Raw genomic sequence first — 22,990 nt, 5'->3', positions numbered from 1 at the left:
TTTTATTTGAGTGTCCCCTTATGCTGCTAAGTGTGTTGTACATCATTGGTATCACGGCTGAAGCCATGACTGGTGCATTGAGTGCCGGCCGAAGAAAAATGGATTGGTTTGGTGTTATGTTGGTAGCCAGTGCAACGGCTATTGGCGGCGGTACGGTTCGCGACATTCTTCTTGGCCACTACCCATTAGGTTGGGTGAAGAATCCAGAATTTTTGGCAATCACTTGTGTAGCTGGCGTTCTGACGACTGGCTTAGCGAAATGGGTGATTAAATTCAAAGGGCTATTTATCCGTTTGGATGCACTGGGCTTGATCGTATTTAGCATCATCGGCACCAAAGTCGCGATTGGTATGGGCTTACACCCTGGCATTTGTATGGTGTCTGCGCTAGTAACCGGCGTATTTGGTGGTTTGCTACGTGATTTGATTTGTCGTCAAACACCGCTTGTGTTGCATGAAGAGCTTTACGCCTCTGTCGCACTTATCGCATCAGGTTTGTACCTAGCGCTACTTGAGTTCAACGTACCAGACGTAACTGCGACGATTGTGACTCTAATTACTGGTTACATGCTGCGAATGGCGGCAGTACGATTCAAATGGCGCTTGCCTTCATTCCACTTGGAAACCGAAGGTTCTATTCACTGATTCGAATCGAAAGCTATTGAAAATATACGAAAAAAGGCTGCTCACTGAGCAGCCTTTTGCATTTCTATCGAGTTAAGCTTCAAACTTAAATCTTTGGAGTCTCGGTTTGTACGCCATGGTTTTGACCACGATGACGTAGCAAGTGATCCATAACGACAATGGCCAGCATCGCTTCTGCGATAGGCACGGCGCGAATCCCCACGCATGGATCATGACGACCTTTAGTGATCAACTGAGTTGGTTCACCTTCTTTAGTGATGGTTTCACCCGGAACCGTAATGCTTGACGTTGGTTTAAGCGCGATGTTTGCAACAATCTCTTGACCAGTAGAGATACCGCCAAGAATGCCGCCTGCGTGGTTGCTACCGAAGCCTTCTGGCGAAAGCGTATCACGGTGCTCGCTGCCTTTTTGGCTTACCACGTCAAAACCATCGCCGATTTCCACGCCTTTCACCGCATTAATGCTCATTAGCGCGTGTGCGATGTCTGCGTCTAGACGATCAAATACAGGTTCACCAAGGCCAACAGGTACGTTCGTTGCCACAACCTGAATTTTTGCGCCAATAGAGTCGCCTTCTTTTTTCAGGTCACGGATAAGTTGATCAAACGCTTCTACTTTGTCTGCATCTGGGCAGAAGAACGCGTTGTTTTCAATTTCATTCCAATCCACTTTATCGATTGAAACGTCACCCATTTGCGACAAGTAAGCGCGGATTTCCACACCAAACTCGTCTTTTAGGTATTTCTTAGCGATTGCACCAGCCGCCACACGCATTGCCGTTTCACGAGCAGACGAACGGCCGCCACCTCGATAGTCGCGCACACCGTATTTTTGGTGGTAAGTGTAATCAGCGTGTCCTGGACGGAACTTGTCTTTGATGTCTGAGTAGTCTTTAGAACGTTGGTCTGTGTTCTCGATCATCAGACCAATTGAAGTACCTGTGGTTTTACCTTCAAAAACGCCAGAAAGAATTTTTACTTCGTCCGGTTCACGACGTTGGGTAGTGTAACGTGATGTGCCAGGACGGCGACGGTCGAGATCCGTTTGCAGATCTGCCTCAGTGATTTCCAAACCTGGAGGGCATCCGTCTACGATACATCCTAGTGCGATACCGTGACTTTCTCCGAATGTCGTTACTCGGAAATGTTGTCCGATACTGTTTCCTGCCATTACTTCCTCAAGTTCTTGTCGCCACGCTCTCCATGAGCGCAACTGCTTTTCAATTCTTCGTGGAATCATAGTGGCGGTATTACGTTTTGATGTAAAGCCCGATTTGGCGGAAAAAACAAAACAGCCGAAATTTTCCAAGCTCAGTGCGAAGCGGATAAAAAAACACCGAGCACTGGGCTCGGTGTTTTCATTGTTTTTAACTGTTTTGTTTCGACTGGCTTAGTCTTTGTACAGTTTGAACTCTTCTGCACATTCAACCAGCTGGTCACGCGTTAGCATGAATACGCCGTGACCGCCGTTCTCGAACTCAATCCAAGTGAATGGAATTTGTGGGTACTGTTCCATCATGTGGACCATCGAGTTACCGACTTCACACACAAGAATACCGTCGTCTGTTAGGTAGTCTGGCGCATTAGCAAGGATACGACGAACCAGTTTTAGACCGTCAGTACCAGCAGCTAGACCTAGTTCAGGCTCGTGCGTGAACTCGTCTGGCAGGCTGTTCATGTCTTCTTCGTCCACGTAAGGTGGGTTAGACACGATCAGGTTGTATTTCTCTTTTGGAAGATCGCGGAACAAGTCTGAGCGGATTGGGAACACTTGTTGTTCCATTCCGTGATCTTGTACGTTTTGCTCAGCCACTTGTAGAGCGTCTGTAGAGATGTCGATCGCGTCAACTTCTGCTTCAGGGAAAGCGTGCGCACAAGCAATCGCGATACAACCAGAACCCGTACATAGGTCCATGATACGCGTAGGCTCTTCCACCAACCAAGGTTGGAATTCCGCTTGAATCAATTCGCCGATTGGAGAACGTGGCACAAGAACACGCTCATCAACGAAGAACTCAAGACCGCAGAACCATGCTTTGTTCGTTAGGTATGCAGTCGGTGTACGCTCGTTGATGCGTTTTACTACGCGCTCAACAATACGCAAACGCTCGCTTGTCGTAAGGCGAGAGTTCAATACGTGCGGAGGCACATCAATCGGCAAGTATAATGTTGGCAGGATAAGCTGAACCGCTTCATCCCACGCATTATCAGTGCCATGACCGTAAAACAGGTTAGCGGCGTTAAAGCGGCTTACCGTCCAACGAATCATATCTTGAAGGGTATGGAGCTCCGATACCGCCTCTTCTACAAAAATCTTATCCAAAATTGCCTCCGAAAAGCGCTACAATACTGCCATAAATTGTAAAAATGAAATTGTTTACCTAATGAGCAAAAAAGACACCGAACACGATGACGATTTCGCCTTGTTTAAGGATGCAGTACAGGGCGTAAAAAAGTTGCGACAGGATACCATAATCCAGCAACCAAAAAAAAATTCTAAACAAAAAGAAATCAAACGCTCAAACCGTGAAGCGAGTGATTCTGAGTTTTACTTTTCTGATGAGTTTGTTCCACTTCTTAATGAAGAGGGACCAACTCGTTATGCACGTGACGATGTGTCCACTTATGAAGTGAAACGTCTTCGTCGTGGCGTGTACGTACCTGACGTCTTCCTAGACATGCACGGCATGACACAGCAAGAAGCCAAGCGAGAACTCGGTGCGATGATCGCGTACTGCGTGAAAAACGAAATCCACTGTGCGTGTGTACAACACGGTATCGGTAAGCACATTCTGAAGCAGAAAGCGCCGCTTTGGTTAGCTCAACATCCAGACGTAATGGCATTCCACCAAGCGCCTCTAGAGTTTGGCGGCGATGGTGCCCTACTGGTGCTGCTGTCCATTCCAGAAAAATAACTCACCGACTTCGACAATATTTCGCTGACGAGCAAGAACGACAAAGGCAGGTTAACCCTGCCTTTTTGTTTTTCTCGAGCCATTGTCTCGAGAGCTAGTGTTCTATGGCGTGATATGCCAAAGCACTTCACCGCGTTGTGTTTGCGGGTCAAATTCAATGCACACCAAGCCAGATGTTGGAAACATTGGTGGCGTCATGTCTTTCACAAATTCCGAGGTAAGGTAGCCCACCAGCGGCAAGTGCGACACAAACAAAAGAGATTCAAGCTTCTCAACTTCAATCAACGCATTAGCGAAATCAAACACTTGGTCGGATTGACCGTAAGGCGTGATGTCTTCACACGTTTCGATGCTCTTAGCCGAAAAGTGTGCGCTGATTTCTTGCCAAGTTTGCTGCGCTCGAATGTACGGGCTCACCAGTACTTTGTCGAATTGAGCAAAACCTTGCTCTTTACATGCTCGGGCAACTGCTTCCGATTCAGTTCTGCCTCTTGGGGTCAGTTGTCTTTCTGCGTCGGTGTTCGCAAAATGCTCAGCTTCACCGTGACGCAAGATAAATATTTTCATGTTATTTCCTAGGGATAGCTAACGCTACCAAAAGGTTGACTGCTATCTTTATACGGATAGCGGGCTAACTTTAATAATGTCGAAACAAAAATACTGATATAATTATCGGTTCATTATACCAATTCGCTTGCTAAAGATAGCGACTTTCTTAACAATCTATTAAAAAGAATATACTCAGTTCATCACATTCTACGATGAAGTTATGAACTCAGTGCATTCCTTCAAATAGCCCGAACCCCATAGCAATTTGCTGATGGGCTTATGCAGTACTCTTACGAATAACAAAAATGCGGCAAGCAGTATTTGTCGAAGCGCAAACTTTGCGCCTCCCCACTCGGGGATCATAATTACTGTAATGCGAAATCTGGAGACGCATCGTGCACCTAAGTCCAAACGATTCAAATCAATACCGCTACATTACATTGAGTAATGCCCTGCGCGTGTTGCTGATTCATTCCGACACAGCTCAACAGTCGGCAGCAGCCCTAGCAGTAAACGTTGGACACTTCGATGATCCGATGGATCGCCAAGGTCTGGCACACTATCTAGAACACATGCTTTTTTTGGGTACGGAAAAATACCCTAAAGTGGGCGAGTTTCAAAGTTATATTAGTCAACATGGTGGCACCAACAACGCTTGGACGGGCACCGAGCACACCTGTTTCTTCTTCGATGTCACACCAACTGCTTTTGAAACTGCGCTTGATCGCTTCAGCCAATTTTTTACCGCACCACTGTTTAACGAAGAAGCGTTAGACAAAGAACGTCAAGCGGTCGACTCCGAATACAAGCTCAAATTGAATGACGATTCTCGCCGTCTGTATCAAGTCAACAAAGAAGTCATCAACCCAGAGCACCCGTTTTCAAAATTCTCTGTCGGTAACTTAGATACACTTGGCGATCGCGATGGCAAATCCATCCGCGACGAGATAGTTGAATTTCACCACTCGCAGTATTCTGCCGATTTGATGACGCTGACTTTGTTTGGTCCGCAATCTCTTGATGAGCAGCAAGCGTGGGTAGAAAGCATGTTTGCCGACATCCCAAACCACCAGCTACGCGGCAAGTCGATCGATGTGCCTATTGGTACTGAAGAAAGCACAGGCATCTTGGTTCAAGTCGAACCAATCAAAGAGTTCCGTAAACTGATTCTCACGTTCCCAATGCCGGGAATGGACGCGCACTATAGCGTGAAGCCCCTTTCCTACTTTGCTCACCTGTTGGGTTATGAAGGTGAAGGCAGTTTAATGCTTCAACTCAAAGAGAAAGGCTGGATTACCTCCCTCTCTGCAGGTGGCGGTGCGAGCGGCAGTAACTACCGCGATTTCACCGTAAGTTGCACCCTGACGCCAAACGGATTGGATCATATCGATGACATCGTTCAAGCGGTATTCCAATATCTCTCTATGATCAAACAAGATGGTATGGATGAGTGGCGCTACTTGGAAAAACAAGCGGTGTTGGAATCTGCTTTTCGCTTCCAAGAGCCCTCGCGTCCAATGGATTTGGTCAGCCATTTGGTGATCAATATGCAGCACTATCAGCCGGAAGACACGGTTTATGGTGATTACAAAATGGCAGGCTATGATGAAGCGCTTCAACGCTCATTACTCCAATATCTTTCGGTTGAAAATGTTCGCGTCACCTTGATAGCGAAAGGCTTGGAATACAACCAGACCGCAGAGTGGTACTTCACGCCTTACTCGGTAACGCCGTTTAGCGAAGAACAGCGCCGTTTCTATCAACAAATCGACCCAAGTTGGCAATTCGTTCTCCCAGAAAAGAACCCATACATTTGCTACGAACTCGATCCAAAACCGTTTGAAAACGGTGGCTCATTACCGGAATTGGTGGAAGATGTAGAAGGCTTCCGTTTATGGCACTTGCAAGACGATGAATTCCGAGTACCAAAAGGCGTCGTTTACGTCGCCATCGACAGTTCACACGCGGTAGCATCACCGAAAAACATCGTGAAAACGCGTCTATGTGTTGAGATGTTCCTCGATTCTCTAGCCAAAGAGACTTATCAAGCTGAAATCGCAGGTATGGGTTACAACATGTATGCTCACCAAGGCGGCGTCACGCTTACCCTATCGGGTTTTAGCCAGAAACTACCTCAACTGTTGGAAATGATTCTGCATCGCTTTGCTGCACGTGAGTTCAGTCCTGCTCGCTTTGAGACCATTAAGCAACAACTGTTACGCAATTGGCGGAATTCATCGCAAGATCGTCCTATTTCACAGCTTTTTAATGCACTAACAGGCTTACTCCAACCGAACAATCCTCCATTCGCAACATTGGTTGAAGCATTGGAAGAGATTGAAGTGGATGAGCTGTCAGTGTTCGTTGAATCGATTCTGGCTGAGCTACACGTTGAGATGTTCGTTTATGGCGATTGGCAGCGTCAGCAAGCTCATGACATGGCAAACACATTGAAAGACGCATTGCGTGTGAAAGAGCAACGTTACGAAGAGGCGCTTCGCCCACTCGTAATGCTGGGTGAAAACGGTAGTTTCCAACGCGAAGTAAACTGTAACCAGCAAGACTCAGCAGTAGTGATTTATCATCAATGTGAAGACATCTCGCCGCGTAATATTGCACTTTATTCCTTGGCGAATCACTTAATGTCGGCAACCTTCTTCCATGAGATCCGAACCAAACAACAGTTAGGCTACATGGTTGGCACGGGGAACATGCCGCTTAATCGTCATCCGGGGATTGTGCTTTATGTGCAGTCACCGAATGCTGCACCAGCAGAACTGGTTACCTCAATCGATGAGTTTTTAAATGCGTTCTACATGGTGCTGTTAGAGCTCAATGAATACCAATGGCACAGCAGTAAACGCGGATTGTGGAACCAAATTGCAACGCCTGACACCACATTACGCGGGCGAGCGCAGCGCCTATGGGTAGCAATTGGTAACAAAGACACCGACTTTAATCAGCGTGAAAAAGTGTTGGAAGAGCTTAAAGAGTTAACTCGCACTGACATGATTCGCTTTGTGGTCAATGAGCTTAAACCTCGTACTGCGAATCGTTTGGTAATGCATTCACAAGGCATCGCTCACGCGGACGAACCCCGTATCAATCTCGGTTTAGAAGTGGGCTCGATCGAAGAGTTTCAACTGCGTCCAAAAGACTTCGGTCTCGGGTGAGAGACTTAAGTATAGAAATGGCATGAAATGGTAAAAGTAGTCATTTCGTTTATGCTGTAATTACCTTGTTCAATAATTACGCAAACACGAGGACTAAATGAAAAAGCTACTTTTACTTGTTGCTGTACTTATGCCACTCGCGCCTGTTGCCCATGCAGACATCACAATTAAGGGTGACGATTTCGAACTGAGTGAAGACTGTTTGCGCCTCGATGGTGATAACGTATCAATAAAGTCCGACGATTGCTCCTCAGGGAAGCATGACAAAGACCACAAAGGTAATTCTAGTGTCCACGGTGATAACAACCCAGGCAAAGGTCACGACAAGGACAAAAAAGACAAGAAGAAATAACGTCTCATAATCTCAAACACAAAAAAGGCTTGCATCACGCAAGCCTTTCTATTTTTAGCGCAAGCCATTAATCGTAGAAGTTACGACCTTCACCCGCACGAGTGAGTAAGCCATCACATGGCGCGTAACGATCGCCGTATTTCGATGCGAACTCGTTCATTTTCTCAACCAGTTCTTTCAAACCGAATTGATCCATGTAACGGAATGGACCGCCTAGGAATGGTGGGAAGCCAATGCCAAAGATCGCACCGATATCACCATCGCGTGGAGAGCGGATAATACCGTCGTCTAAACAGCGAACTGCCTCGTTTAGCATTGGCAGTACACAACGCAATGCAATGTCGTTGTCGCTCAGCTTAGACTCTGGCGTCAGGTTCAATAGCTTGTAGACGGACTTATCGACTTCTTTCTTCTTACCTTTGTAGGTGTAGAAGCCTTTCCCACTCTTACGACCTTTTCGACCGTCATTCAGTAGTGTGTCGAATACGTCTGGACCTTTAAATCGTTCGCCTAATTCGTTAACCAAGATCGGCATGATCTTAGCACCGATATCCACACCGACTTCGTCCAACAAGGTGATAGGACCTACTGGGAAACCGAAGTCAAGCAGCGCTCCATCAAGCTGTTCGATCGGCTCATTTGCCAGCAAAATGTGTGCAGCTTCGTTCATGTAAGGCGCAAGAATGCGGTTTACATAGAAGCCTGCTTTATCTTTCACTACGATTGGTGTCTTGCCCTGCTTCTTCGCTAGTGCAACAACGGTGGAAATGGTCTCTTCTGACGTGGTTTCGTGAGGAATCACTTCCACCAATGGCATTTTTTCTACTGGGCTGAAGTAATGCAGACCGACGATGTTTTCTGGACGCTCTGCTTTTTCCGCAATTTTGTGAATTGGCAGCGAAGACGTGTTGGTCGCAAAGATGGTTTCTGGTTTTGCGTTCGCTTCAATATCCGCAACCATCGTCTGTTTCAGGTCAAGATCTTCAAACACGGCTTCGATAACCACATCAATATGGTTGAAGCTTGTGAAGTCAATGCCACCAGACAGTTGCAGCATTTTAGATTGCAGGCCCGCTTTAGAGATAATGCGGCGCTTACGCTGCTTTTCGAACAACTTGTAGTTGTAGTTCAACGCGTTAAGCACACCATCATTGCTAACGTCTTTAATACGTACTGGCACTTTCGCTTTCGCAACAGAAACATGGCTGATGCCTGCCCCCATTAGACCGCCACCCAAGACGCCAACTCGGTTGACAGCTGCAGGCTCGGCTTCCGCACCGTTTTCTTTCTTCATTTCAGTGGTAGCAAAGAAAATAGAGCGCAGTGCTTTTGATTCTGAGCTCATCACCAATTCGCCAAAGCGCTTTGCTTCAAGCTCTTGACCTTGAGCAAAGCCTTTTTCAAGACCGTGCTGAATGACTTCGAGAATCGCAACCGTTGCTGGGTAGTTACCGCGGGTCTTCTCATTGGTTTTCTTCGCGGCTTGCTCAAACACAAACTTACGACCTAAACCACTACCCGACATCAACTTCTCTTTTGTCGATTGCTTCTTCTTACCTTTGTTCTTCCCTTTTTCAATAAGCTGCTTCGCTACATCAAGAAGAATCGTATCTGGTACACACGCATCAACAACGCCCAGTTTTTTCGCCTTCTTGGCACGCAGTTGTTTGCCAGTAAGGATGAGGTCTAGCGAAGGCAACAAACCAATCAGACGAGGAAGGCGCTGAGTACCACCAGAACCAGGCAACAAACCAAGTTGCACTTCAGGCAAACCAAGACGCGTTTTATCAGAATCAGTACACACACGGTAGTCACACGCTAGAGCAAGCTCTAAACCGCCACCTAGACATGGGCCGTGAATCGCAGCAACAACCGGATAAGGCAGATCAGACAACTGCTGGAATAACTCTTGACCTTGCTTAGCCAATGCTTCCGCTTCACTCGCAGTTGTGCACGCTTCAAGCATACGAACGTCGGCACCAGCAACAAAGTTATCTGGTTTTAGGGAATGAATGATCATCCCTTTCACACCGCTGGTGTCTTTGAGTTGAGCGAAAATCTCTTTCATCTCATCTGCAAATGCCGCTTGCAGCGTGTTCATTTTCTCGTTTGGCACATCGATGGCTAGCCAAGCAATGTTCTGCTCATCAATCTTTAAACTAAATGCTTTTTGCTCGCTCATTACTCAACCTCCAAAATCATTGCTGCACCAAGACCACCTGCGGCACATGCGGTATTCAGCGCAAGACCACCGCCACGACGTTTAAGCTCACGCAGCGTTTGCGTCATCATACGTGCGCCAGTTGCGGCAAATGGGTGACCATAGGCAATCGAACCGCCAAGGACGTTGAACTTATCCATGTCGATCTCACCTATCGCTTTCGAGCGACCTAGGTTTTCTTGGGCAAATTTATCAGAAGCAAACATCTTCACGTTCGCCAATGCTTGAGCAGCAAAGGCTTCGTGCATATCGATAAGCGTTAGGTCTGAAAGCTCGAGACCAGTATTCTCCAACACTTTTGCCGTCGCGTATGTTGGTCCCATTAGCATGTCCATTTCCACACCAATGGCTGAGAATGCATAACCGCGAATGTAACCAAGTATTTCCATACCAAGCTCTTTCGCTTTGCCTTCGCGCATTAGCATCACAGCAGCACCGCCATCGGTTAATGGCGTACTGTTCGCGGCTGTTACGCTGCCATATTGGCGGTCGAAAGCCGGACGCAGTTTCGCGTAGCCTTCTAATGTCGAGTCATGACGAATGTTGTTATCTTCAGAGATCCACTTTTTGTAAGGTTCTGGGAAAGCAGTCATCACTTCGTCTTGGATCTTGCCGTCTTTCCAAGCTTGCGAAGCTAGAGAGTGAGAACGGTGTGCCAAAGCATCTTGCTCTGCACGAGTAATGCCATGTGACTTCGCCATTTGCTCGGCAGTTTGGCCCATTGAAAGACCCGTCGAATACTCAGCTACCGCTGGCGGTACTGGCATTAAATCTTTAAGGCTGAGTTTTTTAAGAATGTTGAGCTTTTGACCCAGCGTTTTGGTTTTGCTTAGCGCAAGCAAGTTAGAGGCAAGTTTCTTAGAAACACCAATAGGTAGGACAGATGAAGAGTCCGCACCACCCGCGATACCAACATCAATGCTGCCCGCCATAATGCTCTCAGCAACGTTGACTGCAGCTTGGAAGCTGGTCGCACACGCGCGAGTAACACTGTAAGCGTCAGTGTGGATGTGCATTCCTGTACCAAGCACAATTTCACGTGCAATGTTTGGCGCTTCTGGCATTTGAACGACTTGTCCGAATACCACTTGTTCGATGAGTTTCGGATCGATGTCTGTGCGAGCAAGCATTTCGCTCACTACCATTTTGCCTAAATCGACCGCTGGCACCTGGCTGAACTCAGTGCTTTGACGAGCAAAGGGGGTTCGTAGCCCTGCGACAATAGCAACACGTTCACCGTGGCGTGTTTTCACTTCCTGCTTGCCCATTGTTTCTCCTTAAATACAAGAGGTCTGACCTGATGCATTGTAATCAGTTTGTTAAATTTATCAAACGTGCGTTTAAATAAACGTGAAGCGAGTAGATCTATTGCTCTAGTTCATTGATTCTTAGGCGATTAAGAATGATTAACTATAGTGAGTAAAACAGAGGAGAAGTGTGCGGAAGGTAAAATTGAAGCAAAAAAAAACCACACAAAACTGTGTGGTCGGAATATCTATAAAACAATTAACATACGCCAATTGTAAAATTAATCAGTTTCCTGATTAGGAGAAAGTAAAGTCAGCCTTCAAAAGGAAGTGTCATCTTGCTCAACATGTTAGTCGTCAATGACTAACTAGATGACAAGATGTACTATAGCCCCTTCACTGCGCGAGATTTTGAAATAGATCAATTTTATGGCGATTTTACGGGTTCCCACCGTATCAAAGTTCGAATAACTTCAAATCGCCCCAAAAAAGGTGTAGGAAAGTACCCCATTAAAACGATATAGAATAAATTATCATCACTTCAAATAAGTGCTTGATCGTAGAAGAAGTATATTGTGCTGCTGCTAAACTACATACAGATGTAGTCAAATCGAACTATGACCTCACAGAGCAAGACGGAGGCTCCTGTGGCAATATTTAAAATGTTTGGAAAGAAAAATTCCAACAGTCCGGTCAACTCTGATATGGACAGACAAAGAAAATACGAAGCTCTTGTTCGGGGCTATCACAGAGACTTGTATCGCTACGCTTACTGGTTGTGCAAGGATAAGGCGGTTGCAGAAGATTTGGTTCAAGAAACCTGTCTGCGTGCATGGAAGTCGCTGGATAGTCTTCAAGATGAAAAGGCTGCAAAATCTTGGCTTATTACCATATTAAGACGAGAAAACGCACGCCGCTTCGAGCGTAAACAATTTGATTTGGTTGATATCGATGACTACGGCAATGATGCTAAAGTCAGCGATGACCCACATCATCAACAGGAATGGCTGCAAGCTCAGATCATGAAGCTTGACGTCGAATACCGTGAACCTTTATTTCTTCAAGTTGTAGGCGGTTTCAGTGGAGAAGAAATCGGTGACATTCTTGATTTAAACAAGAACACAGTAATGACGCGCCTATTCCGTGCCCGTAATCAATTAAAAGAGATGTTGGATTCTCAAGATACTCAGAGAGGACAAAAAAATGGATGATTTAGAATTTCGTCGTCGTATTTTGTCGGATCCAAAACAGAAGGATGAAGAGATTCTGCAAGCTTTAGCTGAGAACGACGCTAACAGCAAGTTTGTTGATGACGTTTTGGATCTCGACCTTAAAATCAAGCAAGCCATGAATGTGGATGTGCCTGAAGACCTTGCCGACAAAATTCTGTTTAGCCAAACGTCAAACGCGCTAGATGACGACAAAGTGGTAAGACCGAATTTTGCTCGTAAAGCGATGGCACTGGCGGCATCTGTTGCGTTTACTGCTGGTCTACTTGTAGGTCAAATCAACTGGGGCAATGTTATTGTTTCTCCAGCGCAAGCAAGCCTAGCTGATACCGCAATGAAGCACGTCGTGGCAGAGAAAGAGTTCGTTAACCAATTAGACGAGAATGTTTCTAATAGGCAAGTAAACGCCAAGATGATGCCTTTCCATTATCAAATCAATGGCGACTTCCCTTACCACGTCTACTACCTGAATCATTGTGGCTTTGGTGAGTCGAACAATGCCCTTCACATGGTCTTCCAAGGAAAAGAAGGCAAAGTAACCATGTTTGTTACTGACGTGAAGAGTGATCAGAAAGTCGACTTTGATAAAGATGGTATGAGCGGCGTTGTGAAACCCGTAGGTAAAGCAAGCATGATTCTTGTTGGTAACAGTGGTGAAGACGTTGAAGCCATCGCAGCGAAACTCGCTCCTATGATGGAACCGATGTAAGAACTTCATCGAAACCACATTACTAAACAGTCAAAAGCCGCTAAATTTCGAAATTTAGCGGCTTTTTGTTTATAAATTCAAAGCAAAACATTCACCCCACCTATCGAGTTTAGAGTCAAAACTCTAAATTATGCACTTTAGGTGCAATTTCCCGACATTTAGACATCATTTCTGCAATTTTTATTCAAATTTATCCAATGGTCGGATTTGTATGGTCCACTCTTAATACTACTATCTGCGCCACTGAGCAAAAGCTCAACTTATCGTCCAAAGAGACGAAACTAATAAGGAATAAATAATGACTCAGAATACGCGTCTGTTTAAAAAGACTCTCCTAGCAGTGACGGTTGCAATGGCATCTGGTCAAGCAATGGCAGCTGGTTTCCAGCTAAACGCACAATCAGCGACTGGTATCGGTCGTGCATTCGCAGGTGATGCAGTAATTGCAGATAACGCATCTGTAATGGCTCGTAACCCAGCAGCAATGGCTCTATTTGACAAAATGGAACTGTCGCTAGGTTTTGAAAGCATTACTTCAATGATTGAGGTTAAAGATGCAACGTACCGCGGTGTAACAGCTCCTCTAGGTACATCATCTAACTACGACGATGCAGGTGACACTTCTATCGCACCAAATATCCACCTAATCGTTCCAGTTAATGACAAATTTGCTTGGGGTGTAAATGCATACTCAAACTTCGGTACTAAAACTGAATTTGATGACAGCTTTGCAGCTCGCGAGTACGGCGGCCTAACAGATGTGAAAAGCGCAAACTTTGGTCTAGCAGGTTCTTACCGTCTAAACGACCAATGGAGCTTTGGTGCAGGTATCGACCTAATCTACGGTCAAGGTACAATGAAACGTGAAGCAGAAATTCTACCAATGCCTCTACTAGATGTAGATGGTGCTGATGGTTGGGCTGTTGGTTTCAATGTGGGTACTGTATTTGAACTAGACGAAAACAACCGCTTTGGTTTCTCTTACCGCTACAGCCCAGAGATGGAAGCTAAAGACGACAAAGGCCAGAAGATTACTTTACCTCTACCAGATATGGCAGAGTTCTCTGGTTACCACAAAATTCAAGATACTAAGTTTGCCGTTCACTACAGCATCCAATACATCGGTTGGGGAACATTCGACCAAATTGAATTCCGCAACCTAAAAGATTCTGTACTGTCAGGTAGCTACGACAAGCCGTACGAATGGCAAGATGGTTGGCACTACGCTATTGGTGGTACTTACTACCTAAATAATGATTGGACACTGCGTGCAGGCTACATGTACGACACAAGTGCTCAAGCTGATCTAACGTCAGTTTCTGTGCCTGACTCTGATCGTCAATGGTTCTCTGGTGGTTTCACTTATCACCTAGATTCAAGCTCGAACATCGACCTTGGCTTTACATACCTGGTTGGTAAGGATGTAGATGTTGTAGAGACAAGTGCTCCAACAGGCTCTTTCACTGGTACGACTCGTGCAGATGCGATTCTATTCGGCTTACAGTACAGCCGCAGCTTCTAAGCATTACGCGACAAGCTAATATAAGTACTCTCTATATAAAAGGCTGGAATTCCAGCCTTTTTTCTTATCTATTGTTTTCCATTCACCGAGATTGGGCGCACACGTGTAATCAAAAGCTATAATTATGACTCACAGGTGTTCGCTGAAATTTTTTCACACGGCCGTTACAGTTAGATAGATCATCTACATATCTCTATATAAATAGATTATAGGACTGAAAACACTGTTTTATTGGCTTTTCATTTTTAAAGTAATAACTCTAGTCGTAAACTTTCGCTCCACGTTATAAATAACTCAGCGAACATTACAATGAAAACCAACAAGACTCTCCTATCAACAGCAGTGGCATTCGGCCTACTTAGTACTTCAGGCGTTGCAAACGCAGCAGGTTTCCAACTTGCAGAATACTCTGCGACAGGTCTAGGTCGTGCATACGCTGGTGAAGCAGCAATGGCTGATAACGCAAGTGCACAATGGCGTAACCCAGCAATGCTAACTTACCTAGAAGGCACACAAGTGTCTGTTGGCGCTATTTACGTAAACCCAAATGTAGATGTTGACGGTCAAATGCATGTTGGTGGTGGTGCGACTCTTCCAGCAAGCTCTCATGACTTTGCACACGACGCTGTTATCCCTAACTTCTACCTATCTCATCAGTACAACGACAAGTTTGCTATTGGTCTAGCGTTTGGTACTAACTACGGTATGGAAACGGATCTAGGTAAAGATTTCGCGGCGGCTAACTTTGGTAACGAAGCGAGCGTAACGTCGATGGAAGCTAACCTGAACGCGGCTTACAAACTGAATGAAGCGCTAAGCATTGGTGGTGGTATTCGTTACATCATCGCAGACGGCAGCATTGGTGCATCAGTACCAAACCATTTCCCTGCAATTCCTTCTAAGAACTTAAAGCCTCAAACAACGCTAAAATACATGGAAGGTGACGATACCGCTTGGGGTTGGCAAGTTGGTGCAGCTTGGCAAATCAATGACAACAACCGCCTTGGCTTTGCTTACAAATCAGCAGTAGATCTAACACTAGAAGGTCATGCAACGGGCTGGGCATTCAACCCAATCAACCCTAACGCTAAAAAAGCAGGCTCAATGGACTTAACATTGCCAGCAACAGCGGAACTAGCAAGCTTCCACCAATTAAGTGACCAACTAGCAGTTCACGCGAGCATTAACTGGACTGATTGGAGCAGCTTTAAAGAGCTAGTGGCAGATTTCCCAGACAAATCAGATCTAATCAAATCTGAAAACTGGGAAGACAACTACCGCTTTGCTGTAGGTACTACTTACAAGCTTGACCAAAAATGGACACTGCGCTCAGGCGTTGCTTACGACATGTCAGCGGTTGATGACAAGTACCGTACAACGACTATTCCAGAAACTGATCGTCTATGGCTAAGTGTTGGTGCTGGTTACGAATGGTCTAAAAACCTAACGCTAGACGCAGGCTTCACTTACATCTTTGCTAAAGATGCATCTATCAGCGAACCTCGCGATGCGTCTGATAACGAAGCAGCTCTTCTAGGTGGCGCGTTTACAGGTGAAGTAACTGGTAACGTATGGCTAATCGGTGTTCAAGCGAACTACACGTTCTAATCTGAACGCTATTTCTCGATAAAAGAAAGTTACCGACAAAAAAGAAAGGCTTGGTGAAAACCAAGCCTTTTTATTTTGCTATTTGCTGAAGCGATTAGAAGTCTTCTTCTAAATACTCGTCCAAGTATGCTTCTTCGTCTTCATCCACTTCATCAACATTGTTGATTTCCGCTTTGAAGTCTTGACGCTGTAAGTAGACATCACGCGTTAGCACATATGGATCTGGAGATGCTTCAAGCTGTGCTTCTTGTGGAACCAATAGCGCACGCTTCTCCATGCCCTCTAGTGCCCACTTACCAAGACCAGCCCAGAAGTTAAGGTAAGACAAGGGTACATACATACCATCTACAGTATCTGTCACTTCACGTAGCGTATATGGACCATAACCAGGAATCATAAAGTATGGGCCGTTACCAACGCCATAGTGCCCGACTACGCTGCTGAATTCTTTGTTGTCGTATTTAGTAATACCCGCGGCCGTTGCAATATCGAACAAACCGAAAATACCGAACGTGGAGTTAATCCAAAAACGGTTAAAGTGATCAACGGCTTTGGTGCCATTACCCATAACAAGGTTGTTTACCACACTTGCTGGCTCATCTAAGTTTGCTAAGAAATTAGCAATACCAGAGCGAACCGGCACTGGTGTGTAATCCACGTACGCAAGAGAGATCGGACGAACCAAATACGGGTCTAAGTAATCGTAGTTGATGTCCCACATTGCGCGGTTGAAGCCTTCTAATGGATCATAAGCATCAGAAGTCGTTTGATTAGTTTCGTTTTCTTCAGTTACTGCCTCCTCAGGCGCACTTGAACAGCCAACCAGTCCAACTGCGAACAGTAACAAGAAGATGGATTTACCCTTGTTATACATTCTTCGTTCCATAACGACTATTAATATACCTAAGCAACCTTTTGATATAAGTAAGGAAAGCACCGAAAGAAAAGTCACTTGGGTATATAAATAAAGGCCAGCAATCGCTGGCCTTTTTCATTCTACTCGATAGTTGCTAGTCATACCACAATACAGAGATGGCAATCACTAAGTGTCAAATATCAGAGACGATTATGCTTATTGATACTGCTTATCGATCATCACTTCAACTGGCTGACCGAAATCAACCACGGCGCTCTCACCGTGCCAATCTTGGTCGCGAGTCGCCACGTTGCCATCAGAGTCGACACGAACGCGAACCATCAGCTTCTCTAGAGAAGAAAGCTTCTGTCCGTCCATCATCGCATTACCATCATCCAGTACCACTGTACGAGGGAATGTACCTAATGGGTAGCGAGCTGCTGCAACTGGCATCGGAGAACCATCTGCACGGTGGATTGAAACGATCAATACCGCGTTTGGATCCAACTGAGCTTCTGGCGCAACGTTAATTGTCACCGCCACACTCTTGTCTGGAGAAACCGCTTCGCCCATTTGCTTGCGCGCGCTTTCGATACTGCGGCCTAGCATTTCGTAGCGGCTGTCTTCTGGACCAATCATTTGCTGCATGATGCCCCAGTATTTGATTGCCGCCGGGAAGTCTTGACGCTCAAATGCATCAAACGCTAGTAGCGAGAATACACGTAGATCAACGTAATCCTGCTGCATCAGTTTACCAAGCAGAGAACGAGCCGTTGCTTGATCCATCTCGTCTTGAGAAAGCATCAGTGCCTGTGCATAACCAAGTTGAACATCTGGGTCTTTTGGCTCTAGCTTGTACGCTTTTTCCATCGCATCAATGGAAGTCGTCACGTCACGGTTAGCCAAAGCAATTCGACCTAGTAGCAACCACCCCGTTGAATCTTCAGGCTGGTAATGCAGACGAGTACGCAGTGCTAAAGATAGGTCAGCCATTTCATCTTCACTCAAAGGTTCAGATGACGCAGACATTAGCTTTTTAGAAAGCTCTGGCAGGTTCTCGTTAACTTCTTGCCACTTGATCACATCTTGAGATGCACCAAATTTGTAGTACAAACCGTAGCTTAAAACTACTGTCAGAATGACTGACGGGATTAAGACTGCAATAGGAGAAACCTTGGTTTCTTTTTGCGCTTTATCACCCGGAATATCGTCAAGTAGAGACTGCTTTAGATCTGAAATCAGATCGTCTTCGCTTTCCACCAGACCTTCGTCTGTTTCTTCAGCAAGCTCAGATAGACGGTCTTTATAGAATGCCTTGTTGAGCTCATCACGTAACACTTCATCGTTGTTGGCTTTTTGCTTTAGCAGTGGCAATGCAATCAATGCACATGCCACAAGCGTAAGAACAACGGTTGAAACCCAAAATAGTGTCATTATTTCTTATCTCCGTTGTTCTCTTCATCAAGTAATGATTTGAGACGCGCTTCTTTCTCTTCGTCCCATTGCTCATTGCTTGCTTGAACTGCTTTTGCTTTGGATTTACGGCTACGTAGCACGATCAAACCAAAGCCGCCTAATACCACTGCTAGCGGGCCAAGCCACAAAATTGCAGTCGCAAAAGTAAACGGAGGATTGTAAGTTACGAAGTTACCGTAACGAGCAATCATGTAGTCCACGATCTCGTCCTTCGACTTACCTTCTTTGGTCATTTCGTACACCTTGTGGCGTAGGTCTTGAGCCAATTCCGCATTCGAATCTGAGATAGTGTTGTTCTGACATTTTGGACAACGCAGAGTATGGCCTAGCTCTTTGAACTGCTGCTCTTGCTCTAGGTTATCAAACTCATACACTTCAATCGCTGCGTGGGCAGCAAGAGAGAATGTCATTGCAGCCAATGCCGCTAAGATAAACTTTCTCATTGCTTCGCCTCCTCAACCAACTTGGTGTAAAGCGGCTCTAGTTTTTCCGCCCAGTTGCGAGGGTTTACGTCACCTACATGGCGGTAGCGAATCACGCCATTTGCATCGATGATAAATGTTTCTGGAGCGCCGTATACGCCAAGGTCTAGACCTAGCATGCCGCTGCCATCAAACAAGCTGATTAGGTATGGGTTACCCAGGTCGTTTAGCCAACCCACGGCTTTGTTGCGATCATCTTTGTAGTTCATACCGATGATCTTCACACCTTTACCAGCAAGCTCGTTTAGGTATTTATGCTCTGCGTAACACGTTGGGCACCAAGTTGCCCACACGTTAAGTAGCAAAGGCTCACCTTTAAAGATCGATTGGTCGTATTGCTTGCCCGGCTCCGCCAAATCTTCCAGATGGAACTCAGGTACAGCTTTACCAACCAGTACTGACTCCAATTTTGTTGGATCGTCACCCTCTTGGTTACGAACCAACTGAGTTGCGAAGATACCCGCCAGTACCATGAACGCCACTAACGGGATAAATAGGACTTTCTTATTCATTTCTTATGCCTCCTTCTCCGCTAGCTTTGACTTTTCGTCTTTCTTAGCCGTTTTGCGGAAGCGGTAACGTCTATCAGAAATAGCAAGCGCACCACCTAAAGACATGATCAATGAACCAGCCCAGATCCAACGAACGAATGGTTTGTAGTAAATACGTACTGCCCAAGAACGATTATCGTCTAGGCGCTCACCCATTGCGATGTATAGGTCGCGAGTGATGCCACGGTCGATAGCTGCTTCTGTCATCATTGACTTCGCCGTACGGTAGAAACGTTTTTCAGCGTGTAGCGTGTTCACGTACTTACCATCATTGGTGATTTCAAAGTCCGCGATGTAACCATCGTAGTTTGGACCATCTTTGTCACGTAGACCTGAGAAGTAGAAATCGTAACCGTAAATCTTGAAGTGCTCACCAGGCGCCAAACGCACGTCACGCTCGATGCTGTAGTTTTGCACCATCGCAATACCAATCACAGTAACAGCTAAACCGATGTGACCAAGCATCATTGCCCAGTGGCTACGTTGAAGTTTACGAACACCTTCGCCGAAGCTGTGACGGTGAGTAGCACGCTCGTACAACTCAAAGCCATGCATTGCAATAATCCAGATTGCCATTACCCAACCGATGTAAGCCATCGCTGAGAAGAAGTCTGCGAACAGGAATACGCACACTGCACCTAGTGTGAAAGCAAGCACACCAGAAACAATCATTGGCTTAATAAGCTTAGATAGATTGTCGCGCTTCCAACGAATCATAGGGCCAATACCCAATAGGAAAGCGAACGGCATCATCAGCCATGCGAACAGCATGTCGAAGAATGGTGCACCGATAGATACTGAACCAAGACCAATTTGTTTGTGAACCAATGGCAACAAGGTACCAACCAATACTACGACTAGCGCAGCAATCAGAAGCACGTTGTTAGCAAGTAGCGCGTTCTCACGCGATACCAAATCGAAATTACCACGTACGCGAACCGCTGCCCCTTTCACTGCGAATAGCAGGAGTGAGCCACCGATTACGAAGACTAGGAAACCTAGAATAAACATACCGCGTGACGGATCAGACGCGAACGCGTGCACCGATACCAAGATACCGGAACGAACCAAGAAGGTACCCAACAAACTTAGTGAGAATGCCGAGATCGCCAGTAGTACTGTCCAAGCTTTAAATGTACCGCGTTTTTCGGTTACCGCTAGAGAGTGCATCAACGCAGTACCCGCTAGCCAAGGCATGAATGATGCGTTTTCTACTGGATCCCAGAACCACCAGCCCCCCCAGCCAAGTTCGTAGTAAGCCCACCAAGAACCTAGTGCGATACCTAGTGTTAGGAATACCCAAGCTGCGGTTGTCCAAGGACGAGACCAACGAGCCCAAGCCGTATCAAGACGACCAGTCATCAAAGACGCAATTGCAAACGAGAACGCAACCGAGAAGCCTACGTAACCCATGTAAAGCATAGGTGGGTGAACGATCAAACCTGGGTCTTGAAGAAGTGGGTTCAAGTCACGTCCATCTACCGGGAAGAACGGCAACGTGCGTAGGAATGGGTTTGACGTCAGGATGATAAACAGCAGGAAGCCCACTGAGATCATGCCCATTACCGCAAGTACACGTGCAACCGATTCTTGTGGCATGCCACGACTGAAAGTAGCAACCGCCACTGTCCATGCTGCTTGGATAAGTACCCAAAGCAATAATGAACCTTCGTGCGCCCCCCAAACCGCAGTCAGACGGTAGTACCAAGGCAATTGGCTGTTTGAGTTACTTGCTACGTATTGCAACGTAAAGTCGTTGGTGTAGAAACCCCAACACAGAATAACGAAAGAGAAAAATAGCATGATGAACATCGACCACGAAAGCGGTCGTGCTGTGTTCATCAGCATCGTGTTGTTGTTTGATGCACCCCATAGCGGCAATACGCTGAGCAACAATGCCATTGCTAGCGAGAGTATGAGGGCAAAGTGACCGATTTCAGCAATCATTGGCCGCTTCCTTGTTTTTGTTCGGTTGTGTACTGCAAAGGCTCATGAGTCTTCTTCATCGCTTCTGCAATCTCAGGTGGCATGTATTCTTCATCGTGTTTTGCCAACACTTCAAAAGCTTTTACGGTTGTTGCGTCTTCAAGAACACCTTGAGCAACGATACCTTGACCTTCACGGAATAAGTCAGGAAGGATACCTTCATAAACGATGGTCACTTCAGGACCGACATCGTGCAGCTCAAAGCTTACTTTTAGAGATTCAGGATCACGACGAACTGAACCTTCAACAACCATACCACCGATACGTAGACGCTGGCCTACCTCAGGCTTTGTGCCGTCTGGCTTACCGTTTACCAATTCCGTCGGCGTGTAGAATAGATCCATGTTTTGGTTCAGTGCGTAAAGCATCAAACCGATGGTTGCACTAATACCGATAAAGATCGCTAAAACAATGCCTAGCCTCTTTTTACGTCTCGGGTTCATAACGTGTTCTCCATATTCTTCGCCGCGTCGATACGCGCTTGACGATCAATTTTCGCTTTCACTTCTTTTAACAACGCATCCCCACGGCGGATACTCGAAATCAAAAGAATGAGCATAGACAAGAAAGTAATACCAAACGCGCTCCATACGTAACCTGCGTAGCCACCCATGGCAAATAGTTCGCTCAGAGAATCAAAATGCATAATCAATTACCTCACTGAGTTTTTTCAGCTGCGAGTTTTTGCACCCAAGGGCGATGACTCTCTTTGCTGATAATTTCGTTACGGAAGCGCACCATCGTTACCGCGCCAAAGAAGAACGCAAAACCAAAAATGTTCAGCAACAAAGGCCAAAGCATGTTGGATGAGATCGATGGTTTTTCAAATTTGGTGATAGTCGCGCCTTGGTGAAGCGTGTTCCACCACTCAACTGAGAAGTGGATAATTGGTAGATTCACCACACCAACGATAGCCAAAATACCTGCGGCTTTTGCGGCGGTCTTTTGGTCATCAAATGCGTGGTAAAGTGCAATAACACCAAGGTACAAAAATAGAAGAATTAATTCGGAAGTAAGGCGTGCATCCCATACCCACCAAGTACCCCACATAGGTTTGCCCCAAACGGCACCCGTTAGTAGAGCAATAAAGGTGAATACTGCACCTATCGGCGCCATAGCCAATGCTGCCATGTCAGACAGGCGCACTTGCCAAACCAAGCCGATAAATGCGGCAATGGCCATCGACATGTAAACACCCATCGACCAAATAGCCGAAGGTACATGGATGTAGATAATTCGGAAACTGTCACCTTGTTGGTAATCAGAAGGCGCAAATGCAAGGCCCCAGACAGTACCAACTGTTAGGCATACGAGGGCCAATACAGAAAACCAAGGTAGGAACTTACCACTCAGGTGATAAGCTGCTTCAGGCTTGGCATAAGGATGTAGCCATTTCCACATGTTAAGTTCTCACTCTTACTTCAGGGACACTGTCCAGAGGGCCGAGACCGTAGCAGTGCTTTAATAATA

At 46.0% G+C, this 22,990-nt stretch carries 21 protein-coding genes; 8 read left to right on the top strand and 13 right to left on the bottom strand.

The annotated features are described in order from the left end of the window. The first annotated feature begins 20 nt into the window (after window positions 1-20). The gene (locus ACLIIY_RS03260; RefSeq protein WP_009707348.1) at window positions 21-644 is read left to right on the top strand and encodes a trimeric intracellular cation channel family protein; all 624 of its coding nucleotides are present in this window, start codon (window positions 21-23) and stop codon (window positions 642-644) included. Between the two features lie 85 nt (window positions 645-729). On the opposite strand, the gene aroC is transcribed toward ACLIIY_RS03260, so the two are convergent. Both aroC and prmB read right to left on the bottom strand, forming a co-directional pair. Beyond that, the gene (aroC, locus tag ACLIIY_RS03255; protein ID WP_039842461.1) at window positions 730-1,815 is read right to left on the bottom strand and encodes a chorismate synthase; all 1,086 of its coding nucleotides are present in this window, start codon (window positions 1,813-1,815) and stop codon (window positions 730-732) included. Between the two features lie 219 nt (window positions 1,816-2,034). After that, complete coding sequence (gene prmB, locus ACLIIY_RS03250) at window positions 2,035-2,967, bottom strand: 50S ribosomal protein L3 N(5)-glutamine methyltransferase (protein ID WP_005433096.1); 933 nt, start codon at window positions 2,965-2,967, stop codon at window positions 2,035-2,037. A gap of 61 nt (window positions 2,968-3,028) precedes the next feature. Here prmB and smrB point away from each other — a divergent pair, with 61 nt between their 5' ends. Next, window positions 3,029-3,559 carry an endonuclease SmrB gene (gene smrB / locus ACLIIY_RS03245; RefSeq protein WP_017817810.1) on the top strand — a complete coding sequence of 177 codons (531 nt, stop codon included), beginning with the start codon at window positions 3,029-3,031 and terminating at the stop codon, window positions 3,557-3,559. A gap of 102 nt (window positions 3,560-3,661) precedes the next feature. On the opposite strand, the gene sixA is transcribed toward smrB, so the two are convergent. Continuing rightward, a complete protein-coding gene (gene sixA, locus ACLIIY_RS03240; protein WP_005438776.1) occupies window positions 3,662-4,126 on the bottom strand; it encodes a phosphohistidine phosphatase SixA in 465 nt (154 codons plus the stop codon). A 377-nt stretch (window positions 4,127-4,503) separates the two neighbouring features. Here sixA and ACLIIY_RS03235 point away from each other — a divergent pair, with 377 nt between their 5' ends. After that, window positions 4,504-7,281 carry an insulinase family protein gene (locus ACLIIY_RS03235; RefSeq protein WP_434528104.1) on the top strand — a complete coding sequence of 926 codons (2,778 nt, stop codon included), beginning with the start codon at window positions 4,504-4,506 and terminating at the stop codon, window positions 7,279-7,281. Between the two features lie 97 nt (window positions 7,282-7,378). Further along, the gene (locus tag ACLIIY_RS03230; RefSeq protein WP_409594148.1) at window positions 7,379-7,633 is read left to right on the top strand and encodes a CG2 omega domain protein; all 255 of its coding nucleotides are present in this window, start codon (window positions 7,379-7,381) and stop codon (window positions 7,631-7,633) included. Between the two features lie 67 nt (window positions 7,634-7,700). On the opposite strand, the gene fadJ is transcribed toward ACLIIY_RS03230, so the two are convergent. Both fadJ and fadI read right to left on the bottom strand, forming a co-directional pair. After that, window positions 7,701-9,815: a fatty acid oxidation complex subunit alpha FadJ gene (gene fadJ / locus ACLIIY_RS03225; protein ID WP_434528103.1), complete on the bottom strand. Its 2,115-nt coding sequence runs from the start codon at window positions 9,813-9,815 to the stop codon at window positions 7,701-7,703. Continuing rightward, window positions 9,815-11,122 (bottom strand): acetyl-CoA C-acyltransferase FadI, encoded by a 1,308-nt coding sequence (gene fadI / locus ACLIIY_RS03220; protein WP_434528102.1) that lies wholly within the window; start codon window positions 11,120-11,122, stop codon window positions 9,815-9,817. The genes fadJ and fadI overlap by 1 nt, the downstream gene beginning before the upstream one ends. Before the next feature lie 641 nt (window positions 11,123-11,763). On the opposite strand from fadI, the gene ACLIIY_RS03215 reads away from it, so the two are divergent. The 4 genes from ACLIIY_RS03215 to ACLIIY_RS03200 all read left to right on the top strand — a co-directional run bounded on the left by ACLIIY_RS03215 (window position 11,764) and on the right by ACLIIY_RS03200 (window position 16,169). After that, window positions 11,764-12,312, top strand: coding sequence for a sigma-70 family RNA polymerase sigma factor (locus tag ACLIIY_RS03215; RefSeq protein ID WP_020197092.1), 549 nt, complete (start codon window positions 11,764-11,766; stop codon window positions 12,310-12,312). Beyond that, window positions 12,305-13,039, top strand: a complete 735-nt coding sequence (locus tag ACLIIY_RS03210) for a DUF3379 domain-containing protein (protein ID WP_020197091.1) — start codon at window positions 12,305-12,307, stop codon at window positions 13,037-13,039. The genes ACLIIY_RS03215 and ACLIIY_RS03210 overlap by 8 nt, the downstream gene beginning before the upstream one ends. A 298-nt stretch (window positions 13,040-13,337) precedes the next feature. Beyond that, entirely contained in the window at window positions 13,338-14,561 is a 1,224-nt protein-coding gene (locus tag ACLIIY_RS03205; protein WP_039842468.1) for an outer membrane protein transport protein, read from the top strand. Window positions 14,562-14,870: 309 nt separating this feature from the next. Further along, complete coding sequence (locus tag ACLIIY_RS03200) at window positions 14,871-16,169, top strand: outer membrane protein transport protein (protein WP_009707357.1); 1,299 nt, start codon at window positions 14,871-14,873, stop codon at window positions 16,167-16,169. 94 nt (window positions 16,170-16,263) lie between these two features. Here the strand turns inward: ACLIIY_RS03200 and ACLIIY_RS03195 are convergent, their stop codons facing one another. The 8 genes from ACLIIY_RS03195 to ACLIIY_RS03160 all read right to left on the bottom strand — a co-directional run bounded on the left by ACLIIY_RS03195 (window position 16,264) and on the right by ACLIIY_RS03160 (window position 22,921). Then, the gene (locus ACLIIY_RS03195) at window positions 16,264-17,043 is read right to left on the bottom strand and encodes an MlaA family lipoprotein (protein WP_009707358.1); all 780 of its coding nucleotides are present in this window, start codon (window positions 17,041-17,043) and stop codon (window positions 16,264-16,266) included. A gap of 198 nt (window positions 17,044-17,241) precedes the next feature. After that, a complete protein-coding gene (ccmI, locus tag ACLIIY_RS03190; RefSeq protein ID WP_005438757.1) occupies window positions 17,242-18,459 on the bottom strand; it encodes a c-type cytochrome biogenesis protein CcmI in 1,218 nt (405 codons plus the stop codon). Beyond that, a complete protein-coding gene (locus tag ACLIIY_RS03185; protein ID WP_005433110.1) occupies window positions 18,459-18,944 on the bottom strand; it encodes a cytochrome c-type biogenesis protein in 486 nt (161 codons plus the stop codon). Before ACLIIY_RS03185 ends, ccmI begins: the two co-directional genes overlap by 1 nt. Next, window positions 18,941-19,495 (bottom strand): DsbE family thiol:disulfide interchange protein, encoded by a 555-nt coding sequence (locus ACLIIY_RS03180; protein WP_005438756.1) that lies wholly within the window; start codon window positions 19,493-19,495, stop codon window positions 18,941-18,943. The genes ACLIIY_RS03185 and ACLIIY_RS03180 overlap by 4 nt, the downstream gene beginning before the upstream one ends. A gap of 3 nt (window positions 19,496-19,498) precedes the next feature. Then, complete coding sequence (locus ACLIIY_RS03175) at window positions 19,499-21,481, bottom strand: heme lyase CcmF/NrfE family subunit (RefSeq protein WP_039842472.1); 1,983 nt, start codon at window positions 21,479-21,481, stop codon at window positions 19,499-19,501. Then, window positions 21,478-21,963: a cytochrome c maturation protein CcmE gene (ccmE, locus tag ACLIIY_RS03170; RefSeq protein WP_005438749.1), complete on the bottom strand. Its 486-nt coding sequence runs from the start codon at window positions 21,961-21,963 to the stop codon at window positions 21,478-21,480. The genes ACLIIY_RS03175 and ccmE overlap by 4 nt, the downstream gene beginning before the upstream one ends. Further along, window positions 21,960-22,166 carry a heme exporter protein CcmD gene (ccmD, locus tag ACLIIY_RS03165; RefSeq protein ID WP_005433154.1) on the bottom strand — a complete coding sequence of 69 codons (207 nt, stop codon included), beginning with the start codon at window positions 22,164-22,166 and terminating at the stop codon, window positions 21,960-21,962. The genes ccmE and ccmD overlap by 4 nt, the downstream gene beginning before the upstream one ends. Before the next feature lie 11 nt (window positions 22,167-22,177). Then, window positions 22,178-22,921: a heme ABC transporter permease gene (locus ACLIIY_RS03160; RefSeq protein ID WP_009707361.1), complete on the bottom strand. Its 744-nt coding sequence runs from the start codon at window positions 22,919-22,921 to the stop codon at window positions 22,178-22,180. Between the last annotated feature and the right edge of the window lie 69 nt (window positions 22,922-22,990).

It is taken from the genome of Vibrio sp. K4, from assembly GCF_051122595.1.
Classification (GTDB): domain Bacteria; phylum Pseudomonadota; class Gammaproteobacteria; order Enterobacterales; family Vibrionaceae; genus Vibrio; species Vibrio owensii.
This window is presented reverse-complemented; position numbering and strand designations above follow the sequence as displayed.